The organism is Photobacterium sp. DNB22_13_2 (assembly GCF_052873915.1).
On the sequence record NZ_JBNNXU010000015.1, the window covers coordinates 110,247 to 126,196 of the forward strand.

The 15,950-nt window shown below is 42.3% G+C and carries 16 protein-coding genes; 10 read left to right on the forward strand and 6 right to left on the reverse strand.

Annotated features, from left to right (window positions below; translation table 11 throughout):
- Positions 1 to 78 precede the first annotated feature (78 nt).
- Positions 79 to 1,518 (reverse strand): transglycosylase SLT domain-containing protein, encoded by a 1,440-nt coding sequence (locus ACVA58_RS19650; RefSeq protein WP_446512062.1) that lies wholly within the window; start codon positions 1,516 to 1,518, stop codon positions 79 to 81.
- A gap of 386 nt (positions 1,519 to 1,904) precedes the next feature.
- On the opposite strand from ACVA58_RS19650, the gene nrdD reads away from it, so the two are divergent.
- The 4 genes from nrdD (at position 1,905) to ACVA58_RS19670 (ending at position 7,489) form a co-directional block, all read left to right on the forward strand.
- Positions 1,905 to 4,025, forward strand: coding sequence for an anaerobic ribonucleoside-triphosphate reductase (nrdD, locus tag ACVA58_RS19655; RefSeq protein ID WP_446512063.1), 2,121 nt, complete (start codon positions 1,905 to 1,907; stop codon positions 4,023 to 4,025).
- A gap of 67 nt (positions 4,026 to 4,092) precedes the next feature.
- Positions 4,093 to 4,566, forward strand: a complete 474-nt coding sequence (gene nrdG / locus ACVA58_RS19660) for an anaerobic ribonucleoside-triphosphate reductase-activating protein (RefSeq protein WP_446512064.1) — start codon at positions 4,093 to 4,095, stop codon at positions 4,564 to 4,566.
- Between the two features lie 628 nt (positions 4,567 to 5,194).
- The gene (locus tag ACVA58_RS19665) at positions 5,195 to 7,192 is read left to right on the forward strand and encodes an EAL domain-containing protein (RefSeq protein ID WP_446512065.1); all 1,998 of its coding nucleotides are present in this window, start codon (positions 5,195 to 5,197) and stop codon (positions 7,190 to 7,192) included.
- 33 nt (positions 7,193 to 7,225) lie between these two features.
- Positions 7,226 to 7,489 carry a DUF2960 domain-containing protein gene (locus ACVA58_RS19670; protein ID WP_255044433.1) on the forward strand — a complete coding sequence of 88 codons (264 nt, stop codon included), beginning with the start codon at positions 7,226 to 7,228 and terminating at the stop codon, positions 7,487 to 7,489.
- 28 nt (positions 7,490 to 7,517) lie between these two features.
- On the opposite strand, the gene ACVA58_RS19675 is transcribed toward ACVA58_RS19670, so the two are convergent.
- The 4 genes from ACVA58_RS19675 to ACVA58_RS19690 form a co-directional block, all read right to left on the reverse strand.
- Positions 7,518 to 8,348: a ceramidase domain-containing protein gene (locus ACVA58_RS19675; protein WP_446512066.1), complete on the reverse strand. Its 831-nt coding sequence runs from the start codon at positions 8,346 to 8,348 to the stop codon at positions 7,518 to 7,520.
- A gap of 9 nt (positions 8,349 to 8,357) precedes the next feature.
- The gene (locus tag ACVA58_RS19680) at positions 8,358 to 8,756 is read right to left on the reverse strand and encodes a globin (RefSeq protein WP_446512067.1); all 399 of its coding nucleotides are present in this window, start codon (positions 8,754 to 8,756) and stop codon (positions 8,358 to 8,360) included.
- A 127-nt stretch (positions 8,757 to 8,883) separates the two neighbouring features.
- Complete coding sequence (gene rarD, locus ACVA58_RS19685; protein WP_446512068.1) at positions 8,884 to 9,783, reverse strand: EamA family transporter RarD; 900 nt, start codon at positions 9,781 to 9,783, stop codon at positions 8,884 to 8,886.
- A gap of 241 nt (positions 9,784 to 10,024) precedes the next feature.
- Positions 10,025 to 10,621 (reverse strand): class I SAM-dependent methyltransferase, encoded by a 597-nt coding sequence (locus ACVA58_RS19690; RefSeq protein WP_446512069.1) that lies wholly within the window; start codon positions 10,619 to 10,621, stop codon positions 10,025 to 10,027.
- 240 nt (positions 10,622 to 10,861) lie between these two features.
- Between ACVA58_RS19690 and ACVA58_RS19695 the strand changes: the two genes are divergently transcribed.
- From ACVA58_RS19695 to ACVA58_RS19710, 4 genes are all read left to right on the forward strand, one after another.
- Entirely contained in the window at positions 10,862 to 11,215 is a 354-nt protein-coding gene (locus tag ACVA58_RS19695) for a DUF2750 domain-containing protein (protein ID WP_446512070.1), read from the forward strand.
- Between the two features lie 155 nt (positions 11,216 to 11,370).
- Positions 11,371 to 11,619, forward strand: a complete 249-nt coding sequence (locus ACVA58_RS19700; RefSeq protein ID WP_446512071.1) for a hypothetical protein — start codon at positions 11,371 to 11,373, stop codon at positions 11,617 to 11,619.
- A gap of 159 nt (positions 11,620 to 11,778) precedes the next feature.
- The gene (locus ACVA58_RS19705) at positions 11,779 to 12,369 is read left to right on the forward strand and encodes a TetR/AcrR family transcriptional regulator (RefSeq protein WP_446512072.1); all 591 of its coding nucleotides are present in this window, start codon (positions 11,779 to 11,781) and stop codon (positions 12,367 to 12,369) included.
- A 77-nt stretch (positions 12,370 to 12,446) separates the two neighbouring features.
- The gene (locus ACVA58_RS19710) at positions 12,447 to 13,295 is read left to right on the forward strand and encodes an alpha/beta hydrolase (RefSeq protein ID WP_446512073.1); all 849 of its coding nucleotides are present in this window, start codon (positions 12,447 to 12,449) and stop codon (positions 13,293 to 13,295) included.
- 70 nt (positions 13,296 to 13,365) lie between these two features.
- On the opposite strand, the gene ACVA58_RS19715 is transcribed toward ACVA58_RS19710, so the two are convergent.
- The gene (locus ACVA58_RS19715) at positions 13,366 to 14,127 is read right to left on the reverse strand and encodes a 1-acylglycerol-3-phosphate O-acyltransferase (protein WP_446512074.1); all 762 of its coding nucleotides are present in this window, start codon (positions 14,125 to 14,127) and stop codon (positions 13,366 to 13,368) included.
- Positions 14,128 to 14,709: 582 nt separating this feature from the next.
- Here ACVA58_RS19715 and ACVA58_RS19720 point away from each other — a divergent pair.
- Both ACVA58_RS19720 and ACVA58_RS19725 read left to right on the forward strand, forming a co-directional pair.
- Positions 14,710 to 15,243, forward strand: a complete 534-nt coding sequence (locus ACVA58_RS19720; RefSeq protein WP_446512086.1) for an NlpC/P60 family protein — start codon at positions 14,710 to 14,712, stop codon at positions 15,241 to 15,243.
- A 158-nt stretch (positions 15,244 to 15,401) separates the two neighbouring features.
- Positions 15,402 to 15,920: an aminoacyl-tRNA deacylase gene (locus tag ACVA58_RS19725; protein ID WP_446512075.1), complete on the forward strand. Its 519-nt coding sequence runs from the start codon at positions 15,402 to 15,404 to the stop codon at positions 15,918 to 15,920.
- Positions 15,921 to 15,950 lie beyond the last annotated feature (30 nt).

Below are 15,950 nucleotides of genomic sequence, written 5' to 3' on the forward strand. Positions count from 1 at the left end.
ATGACAACGTGATGAAAGCGAGAGGTTGATCTCATCGTCTGTTGTATTCGAGGTTGTCTTGATTAAAACGTAACCAAATTATCGAGATAGCTTGAAACGTAGGCGGTTGGAGCTTGCCATACGCTGTCCAGCTGCATTCTGCAGCGAGAAAATTTGCTTGTAGATGGTGAAGTAACGGTTGATGTTACCGACATAGGTGATAGGTTCCATGCCAACTTCCTCTTTGACAATCACCTCTACGTTATTAAACCATTTGGTTGGATCATAGCCGCGTTCTTCTGCAACTTTTCTTAAGCGTCGTATTCTATTTGGCCCTGCATTGTAACTTGCCAGGGCGAAATACAGTTGGTTGAGCTCATCAGTGTCATCATCAGTGACGTATCTCTCGCGAATGAAGTCCATGTACTTCACCCCTGCGTGGATATTGTTTTCGATATTCTGGATGTTACGGATATTGATATAAGGCTCGCTAGCCGTTTGTGGAAGTACTTGCATAATGCCTATAGCACCAGCGTGTGATCGCTTAGATTGGTCAAAGCCTGATTCTTGATAGGCTTGGGCGGCGATGATCAGCCAGTTGATGTCATACATATTGCCGTATCGAATAAAGCGGTTTTCAAGCTCTTTGAATTTATCGATGTTATCGGGACTCATGACCTTTTGGAACCACGCTTTACTGTTGAGGTAGCGATCGAATAAGACGTTTCCGTTCAACGTACCACGGCGGTTGTTTTCCACAAACTCATCAACAATGGCTTTAAATTCAGGGCTGTCTTTGCGAAAACTCCAAGCGATAGCGCTATTTTTGCGGATTGGGTACTCATAGTGTATTTGAAGATCATCAGTAACTAAATCCCAAAACTCGGCTTTGTGTGAGTCGAGTACGGTCATGGGAATAATACCTTCTTGAACCATTTGTAGCATCTCAAAATCCTGAAGTGTTTCTTCTAGAAAATGAACATACATAGGTTCTTTTCCTAGTTTTTTTAATCGTTTATTTATTCGGCGGATGCTTTGGTAATAACTTGAACTGGCCCGCAGCCAAACGCTTTTTTTTGAGAGCTGTTTGATAGTAGTTATGGGGCTCCGGGTAGAATGGGTAATAAATAATTCTTGAATATCAGTCAGTATCGGATGGCTAAAATCGACCTGCTTCATACGTTTGGGTGTGATGGTGAGGTTAGCCGTAACAAGATCCCCGATGCCTGCGTTCAAAGCGGGCAGTAGTTGATCCCGGTGAACGGGAATGATTTGTATACGGTATTTTTTCTGGGTTTTCTCTGAGACAAATTGTTCAAACAATCTCAGCATTTCAGAGATTAGCCCTTTGGGCTGACCCCGATCAAGGTAGTAAAACCCTAAGTCAGCGGCGACAAGTACGCGGATAACACGCTTCTCCTCCATAACAGGAAGATCACCAGTATATCTCTCGTATTTCTGCGGTGTAATTTGGAATGCGCCGCAGGTTGAGGACAACAGTACACCAATGATGAACAATAAAGGTAAGGCAGTTCGCATAAAGTACCCATTCACAGTGATGCTTTTGAGTATAGAGGTCGAGGAGATAACCGACAAAAAGCACCTTTGGGAGAATTGAATCAACCTTTCACGAGAGGGTGATTTGAACTTAAGCTCTAAAAAATATTCAAGCTTTTTTTTAGTGATTTCAGCACCGAGGGATAAATAAATGAGTTGACAATTTTGCAATGAAACGGATGAAAATGTCAGTTTTGAGACCTCATCGAAAACATCGGTTGTTAGGTGTACGCTCTTGGTAAAATACTGACATAGATCAATGTTTCCGTTCCTGAATTCTCGCTTAATACACCACATCTTGTATTGGTCAATTTAGTAAGCCCTATATTTAGTGGTTTTCGTGACACTGTCATTTTTAGGAGACTTGTGTGAACCCTGTTGTGATTAAGCGTGATGGCTGCCTTGTACCGTTTAATACCAAGCGTATTAAAGAAGCGGTATTAGGTGCTGCCGAATCTGTAGAGGCAATGGATGCTACCTATGCTGAGTCAGTTGCTGAGCAAGTACTGTCCCAGTTCGCTGACCAGGAGCAGGTGGAGATCCACGCTATCCAGGATGCGGTTGAAAATCACCTGATGAATGGTCCACACAAAGAAGTTGCACGTGCTTATATTGAGTACCGCCACGACCGTGACCTTGCGCGTGAAAAGAAGAGCCACCTGAATAACGAAATTCGTGGTTTGATTGATCAAAGCAACGCTTCGCTTCTGAATGAGAACGCAAACAAAGATGGCAAGGTGATCCCGACTCAGCGTGATCTACTTGCTGGTATTGTGGCCAAACACTACGCAAAGCAACACCTGCTACCTCGTGATATTGTTTCAGCACACGAAGATGGTGATATCCATTTCCATGATTTGGATTATTCACCTTTCTTCCCAATGTTTAACTGTATGCTGATCGACTTGAACGGTATGCTGACCCATGGCTTTAAAATGGGTAATGCAGAAATTGACACACCTAAGTCAATTTCTACGGCAACAGCAGTAACAGCTCAGATCATCGCACAGGTAGCAAGCCATATTTATGGTGGTACAACGATCAACCGTATTGACGAAGTATTAGCTCCATACGTATCTGTGAGTTATGAAAAGCACCTACAAGTTGCCAACGAGTGGGATATTCCAGAACCAGAAGCCTTTGCTAAAGCACGTACTGAAAAAGAGTGTTACGACGCATTCCAATCACTTGAGTATGAAGTAAACACTCTGCACACCGCGAACGGTCAAACGCCATTTGTTACGTTTGGTTTTGGTTTAGGGACATCATGGGAATCACGTTTGATCCAGTCGTCTATTCTGAAAAACCGTATTGCGGGCTTGGGTAAAAACCACAAGACAGCTGTTTTCCCGAAATTAGTCTTCGCTATTAAAGACGGCCTTAACCACAAACTGGAAGATGCAAACTACGATATCAAGAAGTTGGCGCTTGAGTGTGCATCTAAGCGTATGTATCCAGATATCCTAAACTACGACAAAGTGGTTGAAGTGACAGGCTCGTTTAAAACCCCAATGGGTTGCCGTAGCTTTCTAGGTGCATACGAAGAAAATGGTGAGCTTATTCACGAAGGCCGTAACAATATAGGTGTGGTGAGTCTGAACTTACCGCGTATCGCACTGAAGGCGAAAGGTGATGAAGCTAAGTTCTTCGCTATGCTGGATGACAAATTGGTACTTGCGCGCCGTGCGCTAGAAACCCGCATCAGCCGCCTAGAAGGCGTAAAAGCGCGTGTTGCTCCTATTTTGTATATGGAAGGTGCGTGTGGTGTTCGTTTGAAGCCAGATGACGACGTGTCAGAAATCTTCAAAAATGGACGTGCATCGATTTCACTGGGCTATATTGGTATCCATGAAACAATTAACGCCCTATATGGCAATGATACGCATGTATACGATAGCGATGCGCTGCGTGATAAAGCCATCGCGATTGTTAAACGTTTGAAAGATGCGACTGAGCTTTGGAAAAATGAAACGGGTTACGGCTTTAGCCTATACAGCACACCAAGTGAGAACTTGTGTAGCCGTTTCTGTGCTATCGACGCGAAAGAGTTTGGTGTTGTAGATGGGGTAACTGACAAAGGTTACTACACTAACAGCTTCCACCTGGATGTAGAGAAGCAGGTGAACCCTTACGACAAGATTGACTTTGAGATGCCTTACCCAGAAATTGCCAATGGTGGTTTCATTTGTTACGGCGAATATCCGAATATTCAACACAATGTCGAAGCGCTTGAAAATGTGTGGGACTACAGTTACTCACGTGTTCCATACTACGGTACCAATACACCTATTGATGAGTGTTACGAATGTGGTTTTACTGGCGAATTCGACTGTACCAGTAAAGGCTTTACTTGTCCGAAGTGTGGTAACCATAACCCTTCTAAGGTTTCGGTTACTCGTCGAGTCTGCGGGTATCTAGGTAGCCCTGATGCGCGTCCGTTTAACTTTGGTAAACAGGAAGAAGTTAAACGTCGCGTGAAACATATGTAGACCTAAACGTTTATCCGAACAATGACATAAAGTGCCGATGATTCGGCACTTTTTATTTGGAGTAGTAATGAATTATCACAACTATTACCCTGTTGATGTTATCAATGGTCCAGGTACGCGGTGTACCTTGTTTGTATCTGGGTGTGTGCACCAATGTCGTGGTTGCTACAATCAGAGTACGTGGCGTTTGGATGCTGGGCACGTATATAGCCAGGATATGGAAGACAAAATCATTGCAGATCTGAATGATAGTAGGATTAAGCGACGCGGTTTGTCCTTATCAGGCGGTGACCCACTTCATCCTGCAAATGTTCCAGTTATTTTAAAACTGGTGAAACGAGTGCAGGCCGAATGTAACGGTAAGGATATTTGGTTGTGGACTGGTTACCTTCTAGCTGAGCTTGATGAGCAGCAGAAATCAGTGCTGGACTATGTTGACGTTGTCGTTGATGGAAAATTCGAGAAAGAGCTGCATGATCCTGAATTAGTATGGCGGGGAAGTAGCAATCAGGTTATCCACTATCTAAAAGGCCAAAAGTAAGTATCCAATCAGTGTTACGGTGTAATTTACAATATTGTTAGACAGTAGCTGCCTGAGAAGAGCTTAAGTTGTTAAATTATTGTGTGGTTAGAAAGGTTATCCACTGTTTCTGTGTATAACTCTGGGAAAACAGTTTGTTTAGAGAGTGCTAGTTTACGATTATATGATTTTTAGGCATGCATAATGATTGATGTTGCATTTGGTAGTCAAAAATTCTCTACTTCTCAATTATATAATATATTTGCGCCGTGTTTTGTTTTAATAGTAGTGCTAATTATCTCTTTATAAATATCGAATTGATGTTTATTGGGTATTGTCCTTTTTTATTTGGCATAACCGAGGTAAATGCATAGAATTTTAAATATTCTGAAATTTTATTTTTTCTTTAGTTTAAATGATATGTTTTCACCATAAAATATAATAATTAGCTATATATGGCGCAATTATAGTGTTCTTATAAATCTAATTTGATATGATACAAAGTAACGGCTTGTCAGGTTATAACCATACATTTATGACTAAGTGTGTGCGGCTTAGTGTTTTATAAATTGGATAGTATACATTGCCTCTTTTACTCTCAAAGTTATCTACTAATTCCTTTATAGTTGCTATCAGCAATGTTTTCATTATGGCTTTGCCTGTATCGCTGGTGGCGGCGTTTTTTAACTTGCTCTCTGTTTTTATGGGGAAGTTTGGTTACGACAGTATCAGTGTGACTCTGGGTTACGTCGGGGAGATGACGGGGCACATGTTCCCGCTATTACTCAATATATTCTTCGCCACATATTACTCATCATTGCTCCGGTTACCGAAAGCGGCACCGATTTCTTGTGCTCTCGCCTCTTTTTTTATTGTTTCACAGCAATGGGACCTTATTTCACCAGTCATAGCCCTTCCGAATAATTTTGTGGTCTCCCTTCTGACGGCATATGCTTCTTGTTTTATTATATCGAAGCTTAATAAGCTTCGTTTGTGTAGCTTTGATAAATTGATTAGTGCTGCAGATACATCTATACAGATGATGGTCACGTGTGTTCTTACATTGGCAATATTAATTATTGGCTCTCATCTTTCTGTTGTTATATATGCAATATTTATTCAGCCGGAAATAGTGTTTCCTAAATTAGATCCAACTTCATTCTATGATGGTCTACTTTATGAGTTAATCCGTGGAATGTTATGGAGTGTTGGTGTTAATGGCCATAATATTCTTCATATGTATAAAACAGATTTATACGATATTAGTATTGCTAATATGGCCGACTGGAAAAATTTCGGAACAGATCTCAATATTATTAGTACGAATTTCTATGACTTTTTTACAGGTATGGGTGGAAGTGGTAACACCATAAGCCTTGTATTATGTATGCTGTTTTTTTCAAAAAGCAAAGGCTATAGGCTGCTAGCGAGAGCTGCGCTTATTCTAACTATTTTCAATATCAATGAGCCAATATTGTTTGGTATTCCCATCATATTCAATCCGATTATGATACTCCCGTTTTTGTGCGTGCCTCTTGTTAGCTTTATGTTGGCGTATGGCACTATATCTTTGGGATTGATTCCACCTCTAAGTGAAGTACATAGTTGGTTAATTCCGCCTGTGATGAGTGGATATGTTGCATCAGGTGGTGCGGTTTCGGTAGCTGCATTCCAGCTATTTCTTATTTTTGTGGGTGTCGCGATCTATTATCCTTTTTTCAAGGTTATGGATCAGCGATCGCTGGGCGTTGATGTTTCATCTATCTTCCACACTCACTTCTTTAAAGGGGATGAAGTGCCGATAAAATCAAAACTAAACAGTTTTATACCCTCGATTCAAGATAATATTAACGCTCAACGTGAAGTTGAGCGGCTTCAAAATAGTGGCTCTTTTTTGCTCCACTATCAACCTCAAGTTGATATTCAAAGTGCTGAAGTCGTGGCATTGGAGGCGTTGATACGCCATGAAGATGTGAGAGGGCGAGTAAAAGGGCCGACTTTCTTAAAGTCGTTCGGTCAATTAGGGCTTCTTTCCGATGTGGACTTTTGGGTGTTGGAAACGGCCATTTCCGATGCCTCTGAAATGGTTCATTCGCCAAATTTTACAATATCGGTAAACGTTTCACCTGAAACGATGTTGCAAAAAGACTTTGTTAAGTCAATCAAGCAGGTGATAGACAATAGCTCATTGGACTATGATCAGGTTGAAATTGAAATTACCGAGGACATGTTGATTCATGATGAAGTGCGAACGGCTAAAGTGATCCAAGATATTAAAGCTATGGGAGTTTCTGTTGCTTTGGATGACTTTGGTACCGGCTATTCTTCACTGGCCTATCTATCTCGTTTTGAGTTTGACAAGATTAAAATAGACCGCTCGCTTGTTGAAAATCTAGATACCGAGCGCGGTCGAAGTTTGTTCGATGTCGTCGTCCAACTTGGTCATATTACTCAAGCAAAGATTGTGGTTGAAGGTGTCGAAACGGCAGAAGAGCTAAACTTTATCCATGAGAAAGGCGTGCAGTATGTGCAAGGGTTCTTTTTTTATCGACCGATGACCAAAGCACAAATTTTGGCCGAACATATTGTACCGACACATAGCAGTCAAACCGGAAAAAAGGTTTCTTCTGAAATTGAAGTAGGGTAAATTCCCACTCTTGATTTTGCTGTTGGAGGCGTTATGTCACGCACTATAATTTATACCTTTAAAGAACAAGAGAAAACGCTGACGTTTTCATACTCTCAGTACCGTACGATCCATGAGGCGGTTGCAGCAGCAGAAGGAATTGATCTAACCGATTTTTTGCGAATGGAGCAGCAAGTTGAAGCGGTTTCATCTGGCAGCAAGGCAATGAGGGACTTTCGTGATAGCCACTTTCGTAAGCTTGGCTTTGGAAAAATCACCTTAGCGAAAAAAGAACATCGCGGAATTGGTGAAAAATAATTGCGATTCAGTGCTAAATAGAGCCTCGTTAGATACGGGGCTTTTTTGTATCCGCTCTCCAGCCTAGGTAGACACAATAACCCGCTAGTGCAGCCAAAATATGTTTCAGGAAATGACCGCTTACCTGTGAGGTTAGTTGATATATTTCCTCGTCATTTGATTCCGCCAGTTTACACAGAAGATACAAGCCTAGCGCATATAGGTAATACCGGGTTGGGTTACGGCTGTTCGGGTAGAGCCAGAGAATCAACGGTATGTGTATTATAGGTAACAGTTGCACTAACACATAAGGTGCCATATTACCGCGTCCATCAATGACATCGGTCATATACCAATAAATAACAGAGAGCACCCCGTATGCTAGCGTAGGCAGTAACATCGATCTGCCTAGGGTTGTTGATAGGTATTCGGCAATGACAATACAGTAAAGGCAGATAAAGCCGATGGTTATAGGGAGCCTGTCTATCATTAAGGTGAATGGGCCTGGTGACAAATGGTAAAGGCTGGAACCGAGAAAAGCACCGATAAGGCTGATGAAAAATAATTGGTAGACAAAGGAGAGTGATTGATTAATTACTAAACGGTTACGTATGCTTTCCCTCAGTCCAATTATACCAACAAAAAGAAAACCCAGATTACTGACAACATTCCAAAAGTGGGGGATACCTAATAGTAACCGTTGGTCAGCATAGTCATAAAAGTTTCGGCTTTGCCGGATAGGGGAGAAGTAGATAGCCAGTATCCCCAATACCAGTGCTATGACGATGAGGAGTATATATCGCCAGTCAAAACATGAACGCTTACTGGTTGATGATGCGTTTGACGTCGATGAATCGTCTGGCCGATAATTAGGAGGCATGTGCGTTCTCTATAAACATTCCTGTTTCATTATAGCTATCCCTTCTTTGAAGCATTCTCGCCAAGCGTCAGCAATCTCATCATTGTATCTAGGATCGCAAATTTGAACGGTTTCGATGAGTGAATCTAACCAAATCTCAAAATCATTGGGTTGAACGCCAATGCCATCAGGGCCATGGGCTTTGCCAAAACGACGAATAGCTTCCCTGGCTTGTATTGATGAAGAAGATAGCATTATCATTGATATAGACAACTTAAGCATCTGCACTTGACGCTCTAAATCCACACCTTGGAAGATATCTTTGAATCGTTGTTCTTTTTGCCAGAAGTGGCGATAAAAAATGAAGAAGAACTGGTTGTTCCGCTGACAACGAGCATAGCTATCGTTGAATATTTCGTGGGTATCCATACCGCACCGCACCTGTTAATTATCCCATATATACAGTATGGCGAATAAAAATAGTTATACAATTGTAATCATATCAAGTTAAGGCAAGCCACTGAGTTATGTGATTTTTCAGTGGCTTATAGAGACATTACGATGATGTTTTTATTCGTTTCAAAGCAAAGTGACTGAATGCTTCAATGCTACATAACACAAGCCCTAGCCAGATAAACCCAAAGCTAACGGCTTTGACTTGGTCGAACACTTCGCCAAATAGGAGTACTGCAAGTAAAAACTGCAATGTGGGTTCGATATACTGCATTAACCCAACCATGGTTAAACTGGTACGGCTGATCGCGAGCGCGAAGAAAATTAACGGTGCTAGCGTTACCGGTGCTGATCCCATATATAGCAGTAAGGTAGTCACATCGGTTGTCAGGGCTGTTGACGTTTGGTTGATGTAGGTAAACGTTAAGTACATCAAGGCAAAAGGAGCAAGTATTACCGCCTCAAGTGTTACCGAGGTGAGGGCATCGTAGCGGATATACTTTTTACACAAACCATAAATGGCGAAGAAACTCCCCATGATTAATGAAATCCAGGGTAGCTCACCGTAATGGAATACTTGGTAGCCAATACCGACGATACCCAAAACTACCGCCGCCGATTGTGCTTTACTAAGATTTTCCTTGAGGAAAAATACGCCCAAGGCAATGGCAAATAATGGGTTGATGAAAAACCCTAAGCTGGCGGCAAGCACTTGATCATGGGTCATTGCCCATGTGAAGGCATACCATGATACGCACATGACTAACCCAGCAATGGCAGTCATTACAAAGGACCGCTTATCTTGCCAAAGTAGTGTGATGTTTAGCTGCGGTCGACGCAACAGAACCATAACTAGCAGCATAAAGGGGATGGAAAAAATAATCCTCATCGCCAGCAGTTCATTAATGTCTGCTCTTGGAAGAAATTGATAATAGAGGGGGAGGACCCCCCATAGCACAAAGGAAAATGCAGCAAGAGCATTTCCGGCACGCTGAGTGTGCATACAAGTTAACCTACATAAAGTATATAAAAGACAGAATCCCCAAACCTCTCGAATCAAAGTATTGATTGAGAGTCGATTTATACGGCAGAAAGCGTAGGTGAAACCTTTTGAAGATTTGTTATTCTGGCATAGATTACGCAAAATAAGAACAAAAAATGAACATTCTTTGCTGGGTTTTTAACTATTTTTTGGGTGAATGATTTTAAGTTAATTTATTGGGTGTAAGGTTGATATTAAGTTACTATTTTTTCATTGCAATAATGGTGTGGATTAACCATAGTCGTTTTTTTCCAGTGAGATTAGCTGAATACTCTTGCCGCTTCTTCCATGAAATAATGTAAAAGTCGGCCAATAACTGTTCGAGTTCGAATTGACTATGGGTGAGGATTGGTAACTTTTCATTGGGTTCTAAAGTTTCCTTACCTAAGAAGTGCCCGCAAAAAATACCATTTACTTTTAGGCTGTTAGATATGTTTCTCCAAAGAATATTAAAATCATGAGGAGTACAGAAAAACAGGCAGGCGCTGGCATTGATCAGGTTTGCTCGGGGAAACTCATAGTCGGCAAAACTGCTGATTTTAATGTCAAGGTCTGGGTGCGCGCCCAATAGCGGGTGCTCTGAAAGTGTTTTCAAGCGAGGGCGATCGTTATCAAAGGCGTAGACATGGTAGCCTTGCTCAAGCAGGTAAAGTGTGTCCCGGCCGCTGCCACAAGCACAGTCAACCGCGACCTTTCTTTCTCCATGCTCGCCGATATATTCGTGTGCTTCTATCAGGTGCGAGCGAGGATTCAAAATAGTCTGATTGCTAAGGTTTGATAGCCAGTCAACGGTTGCCATGTATTGCCCTCTTATACTACCGGTTAGGTGTTGTTGTTCCGGTCATCTAAACAAGTATAGCTATCTATCTTTAATTCTCGATCCCAGCGCCAAACTGGCAATAATCTGATGCAGTTAGCAACGGTTATAGCAATAAATTGTACATCTTCTGTCATGAAATTCTGGTATTATTACTCAACATCAAGTTACCGATGTTATGTTCAAGCAGCTTGGACATTAACATGTATAAGAGAGAATAGAATGACTAAGTTAACCACAGATATTAAGGCAAATTGCGATCTGTTTGTTGAAGAAACCAAAGATACTCAGCAAGTATGGGGACTTTGTAACGAAGAAGGTGACTGGCTTTCTATTGACTCTAGTGAGTTCGAAGAATCTGAAGTAATGCCATTTTGGTCAAATGAAGCCGATGCAGTCGTTCATTGTGTTGACGAGTGGGCTGAGTTCACAGCGGTGAAGATCCCGCTAGATGTTTTTGTTGAAGACTGGATGATCACGCTGTCAGAAGACGGTGTTCTGGTTGGCTTGAACTGGACAGTTCAACTTGAGGGTTCAGAATCTGAACCTTCTGATGTGGCGAAGATGTACCTATAATCGTCCAACTCAGTAATGACTTCTAAGGCTACCTTTTGGTAGCCTTTTTTGTACCCTTGCTATACTTTTACTGAACATTCGATGAGGCAGGGTTCCCCGCTAAGCCATGAGTGGTCGGGATTGATATGTGGGGCTCTTGCTGTTAGGAGGAGACTATGATCCTTTCAGAGTGCCGCCAGCTGATGGCAGATAATGCAATAGTTGAAGCTCGTTTGGTACATGACTATCTCAGTGCAGGTTGGAGTGTGAACTTTATTGATAATGAGGGTAATGTATATCCTATAACCGACAGTTACGGGATCCCTTGTAGTTACGATTCACTCAAGCAAGCTGAAGATATGGTTCATCAGATTGGGAGCTGTCCGATTCACATAGATAGTTTATTCCGTTTCGCCGAACGTTAACGATCGGTTTTGATTGTGATTATCTAACCAGTGTTGAACATAACATCAGGTTGTTGTGAAATATAACTTTCATCAAAAGTACGATCGTGCTAAAAACAGCAGAGAGAACCAATTGGTTACATCAGTAAAGAGATGTCGTGAGAAATGGATTCGCAGTCAATGAGTAAAAAAGAAGTCACCCGGCAGCATATATTGAATACTGCGTTTTCTCTGGCGAGCCGAGAGGGGCTGGATAGCTTAACAATTGGCCAGCTTGCTAAAGCGTCAGGCATGTCTAAAAGTGGCTTGTTTTCGCATTTTAACTCACGTGAAAACCTACAGATTGCTGTGCTGGACTTCGCCGGAGAGCTATTTGTTGAGCGTGTGATTCAACCGGCGAGATTACAATCTTCTGAGTCAATTGAGCAGAAACTAAGGTTGTTGCTGACAAATTGGTTAGCGTGGAATCGCTCCTTTCAGGGGAGTTGCATGTTTCTTGATGCATGGACTGAGCACGGTGATAAAGAGCAGTCTGTTCAGCTAAGACTCAAAGCGGTGACAAAGCGTTGGCTAGATTTCCTTTATCGACAGCTTGAGCAAGGAAAGCTGCAAGGCGAGTTCGTTGTAGACTTGGACAGCTGGCAGTGTGTCTACCAGATATATGGGGTTTACCTAAGTAGTCACTTGTTTCTTAGCATGGAGTTGGAAACAGATGATCATCAGCGTTTTTGGCAAGGAGTGGATACACTGTTTGTTCAATGGCGCACGTAGTTTCTCTTTTAGCACAAACATTTATAGTCTGACTTGAAAATAAAAGCACGGTCGTTCTATTTGAGGGTGGGGAAGTAATGAGCAGCAAAATATATTTTAAGAAAAAAAAAGGCTTTGATGTACGTAGGAAGCTAATCAACCTGACAACTAGCCTACATCACCGTATTGCCCCTGAGCATGCCAAACGTGCCGCTAGAAAGGTGTTGTTGACACCTGTGAGGAGTAAAAAAAAGGTTGATGAGCCTGCTAGATTGCTACGAGACCCTGTTACAACGTCAGAAGGAGTCATGATGACATACAGCCTGGGAGAAGGCCCGACATGGGTATTGGGTCATGGTTGGTCTGGCTCTGCTCGGCAATTTTATTCGTTAATGGAACATATTGCTGATTCCGGTTACAAGGCGTTAGCGTTCGATAATCCGGCTCACGGTGAGAGTGAAGGCCAGTTTGGTCATTTACCGGGCTTTGTTGCTGCTTTTGACAGTATTTTAGCCCAGCAGGAATCAATTGCCGGCGTTGTCGCTCATAGCATGGGCGGTGCGATGGTGTTGGAGAGCCGACATCCATTATTGCAAGATAAGCCTGTGCTGCTGGTGGCTCCTGTACTCAATTATACTGAAAATCTTGTTTCGACAGTTGAACAGTCTGGGTATTCGATGAAGCTATTCCATGATGTGGTTGGTGATATTGCCGAGCAATATCAATATCCGCTAGAGAGTATTAACCCACTTGATCGCTTAAATGGTCGAAAAGCTAAAGCGGTGATCGTGCATGACAAATACGATCGGTTTGCCTCTTATGCTTACTCTGAGCTCGCGAGTGAAAACCAACATGTTACTTTAATAGCCACTGAGGGATTAGGACATGGACGCATCTTGCAAAGTGAACAGTTAAAAAACGGATTTGATTTGCTGATTGATAAGTAGGAACCGTTGTCCTTTAAACAAAAAATAGGCTTGCCACTCGGCAAGCCTGTTTGGTTTATTTGGTATTACTCTATGAGCTGATACTGACGTTATCACTAGAGCGAGCTTGCTCTAATTGGGCAACTTCAGCATCCAGCTCGGCAATTTTATCTTTCATTAGCCGGTGGCAATGATCTGCCAGTTCACGGGCGTCTTTAAGCTCGTAACCAGACACATCAATGGGCTCCAACATTTCAGCAATAATAATGCCGTTGTCTCGGCTTGATAGGGAAATTTTGTTGTGAGTAGAGCTTGTGCACATAGGTACGATAGGTACACCGGCCTCAATCGCCATACGAAAAGCCCCGGTTTTAAATGGCAGCAATCCTCTCCCTTTACTTCGGGTTCCTTCAGGGTACATCCATACCGACAGGTTACGTTTGTGAATAGCATCGGCAACCTGCTGGATTGTATTGCGGGCGCTTGATTTGTTTTCACGATCAATCAATATGTTACCGGTTATCCAATATAGTTGACCGAAAAACGGGATCCACAATAGGCTCTTTTTACCAATCGAAACAGCGCGGGGTGGCAACATACCTGGGTCGGAAACGAAATCAAACACGTTCTGATGGTTAGAGACATAAACGGCTTTGTGTGTGTCTGCGATATTTTCTTGACCGCGGTGGATAAGTTCAACGCCAACAATACGATGAAGTTGGTTAAACCAGCGACAGAAAAAATGTACGTGCTTAGGATCGCGAGGTTTAAACAAGGTGCAGTAAACCAGAGCGAACAGCGTGGTAAAAATAATGAAAATGGCCGCGAGGAAAATGCGGAAGAATGCAAGCACGCTTACTCCTTAGCGATTAAGTGAAAAACTGTGTGCATTATGAAATCTTTTTAGTTGTATGACCAGCATATAAGCGCATGTTTTATCCAAATAATTAATGAGGTGTAACAATTGTTTGATTTTTGTTCAGTCTCTGCGAGAGAGAAGTACACTCTTTTTGATGACTTCCTCATTAAAAAACAAGTGTATAGCTAAAAAAGTAATTAATTGACCAATTAGTGCTTGAAAGGGGCTGGTATCGTGAAGTTGCTCGCAATTGTGTCGGGTTTAGATATAAATTAATGGATAACTTACTGAAATAAAGCGATAAATAATATCGATAGATGCAGTATGCTCTCCTTGGTTGGGTGAGCGCATCGTATCTATCTCTTCTGTTGTGTGGAGTTTTGTTGGCTGACAATTGTCAGCCATTTTTTTGCCTGAATTTATGCTTTAAATCACTTTTGCTGTCTTTATCATCAGTTATGTCAAATTTTCATAGTGAACATAGAATAATGTTCCCGTAGTTCCAGTAATTGACTACTCTAGTAGATTATTACCACAAAAAATTCATAGTCAGGCATCACTGACATAGGAAAGGAGCTGGCTGCAGTGAAAAAGTTGTTACCGTCAGTGGCTTTGACAATTTTGCTTTCGGGATGTTCATCATCACCCGACTCTGCAGGGCAAGATTCGTCATCTGACGATCAATTGGCCAACTCACCTCGCTACGAATTTGTTGAGATGAATGTACCGATTCATCAGTCGCCATCTCTTGATTTGGTCTACAAACATTGGCGTGGTACACCTTACCGCTTGGGGGGAACATCTAAGGCGGGCATTGATTGTTCTGCATTTGTACAAGTCGGTCTTGCAGAAGTTTTCCAGCAGAAACTGCCACGAACCACAGGCGAGCAGGTCAGGCAAGGTAAGTGGGTTGACATTACGGAGCTGAAAGAGGGCGATCTTGTTTTCTTCAAGACCGGGCGAAACTTACGCCATGTTGGTATTTACCTTGGTGAGTCCCGGTTTCTTCATGCGTCTACGTCACAAGGCGTGATGATTTCAAACCTTAAAAACCCCTATTGGCGGAGTACCTACTGGCAAGCTAGGCGAGTGATTAATAAGTCAGGATGACCAAGCTCTAGCCTGTGTGGAAATGTTTACGTCTTTTGTTCTGCGTTGAGCTCGCGAAATTAGCCATCCCCTTCCATACTGAGGCTGTAGGCACTGTTTCCATCAAGCCCGTTTTCAATTACTGGAAGTGGCTTGATGAATGATCAGGAGGTGATCAGATGGCTATGGCACTGACAGTAGGGCAATTCCTCAACAGCCACAATGTCGATTTCAGTTTGACTCGGCACAAGCATACCGATACGTCATTTAGCTCGGCCATATCGGCCCATGTACCCACATCACAGGTCGCAAAAGCTGTGCTGCTAAAAGATCAGAAAGGTGAGTTCTTGATGGCTGTCGTTCCTTCAAACCGCCGCGTTATGATAGATAAGATCAATCGCATGATGGGGAAACAATTTTTCCTTGTTGGTGAGCATGAACTTACTTCAATCTTTCAAGATTGTGAACCCGGCGCGATCCCATCAATAGGCCAACCCTATCAGATTGATATGTTGGTCGATGAAATGTTATTTGATCAAGATGAACTGTTTATAGAATCTGGGGATCATGAAAATCTGATCCATGTTGACGCTAAACAGTTTCACAAGATTATGCAGAATATCCCTCATAGAAACATTAGCGGATATAGAATGATGTTTTCAGATGGCCATGAAGGTAGACATTGGGAATGGGAGTAGGTAGTACTTCTCTGCACTAAAGATGGATGT

What these genes read in the sequence shown, in the direction of transcription:
- ACVA58_RS19650 (WP_446512062.1), bottom strand. Translation starts at nt 1,518, where the DNA reads ATGCGAACTGCCTTACCTTTATTGTTCATCATTGGTGTACTGTTGTCC.
- nrdG (WP_446512064.1), top strand. Translation starts at nt 4,093, where the DNA reads ATGAATTATCACAACTATTACCCTGTTGATGTTATCAATGGTCCAGGT.
- ACVA58_RS19665 (WP_446512065.1), top strand. Translation starts at nt 5,195, where the DNA reads ATGGCTTTGCCTGTATCGCTGGTGGCGGCGTTTTTTAACTTGCTCTCT.
- ACVA58_RS19670 (WP_255044433.1), top strand. Translation starts at nt 7,226, where the DNA reads ATGTCACGCACTATAATTTATACCTTTAAAGAACAAGAGAAAACGCTG.
- ACVA58_RS19675 (WP_446512066.1), bottom strand. Translation starts at nt 8,348, where the DNA reads ATGCCTCCTAATTATCGGCCAGACGATTCATCGACGTCAAACGCATCA.
- ACVA58_RS19680 (WP_446512067.1), bottom strand. Translation starts at nt 8,756, where the DNA reads ATGGATACCCACGAAATATTCAACGATAGCTATGCTCGTTGTCAGCGG.
- rarD (WP_446512068.1), bottom strand. Translation starts at nt 9,783, where the DNA reads ATGCACACTCAGCGTGCCGGAAATGCTCTTGCTGCATTTTCCTTTGTG.
- ACVA58_RS19690 (WP_446512069.1), bottom strand. Translation starts at nt 10,621, where the DNA reads ATGGCAACCGTTGACTGGCTATCAAACCTTAGCAATCAGACTATTTTG.
- ACVA58_RS19695 (WP_446512070.1), top strand. Translation starts at nt 10,862, where the DNA reads ATGACTAAGTTAACCACAGATATTAAGGCAAATTGCGATCTGTTTGTT.
- ACVA58_RS19700 (WP_446512071.1), top strand. Translation starts at nt 11,371, where the DNA reads ATGATCCTTTCAGAGTGCCGCCAGCTGATGGCAGATAATGCAATAGTT.
- ACVA58_RS19705 (WP_446512072.1), top strand. Translation starts at nt 11,779, where the DNA reads ATGAGTAAAAAAGAAGTCACCCGGCAGCATATATTGAATACTGCGTTT.
- ACVA58_RS19710 (WP_446512073.1), top strand. Translation starts at nt 12,447, where the DNA reads ATGAGCAGCAAAATATATTTTAAGAAAAAAAAAGGCTTTGATGTACGT.
- ACVA58_RS19725 (WP_446512075.1), top strand. Translation starts at nt 15,402, where the DNA reads ATGGCTATGGCACTGACAGTAGGGCAATTCCTCAACAGCCACAATGTC.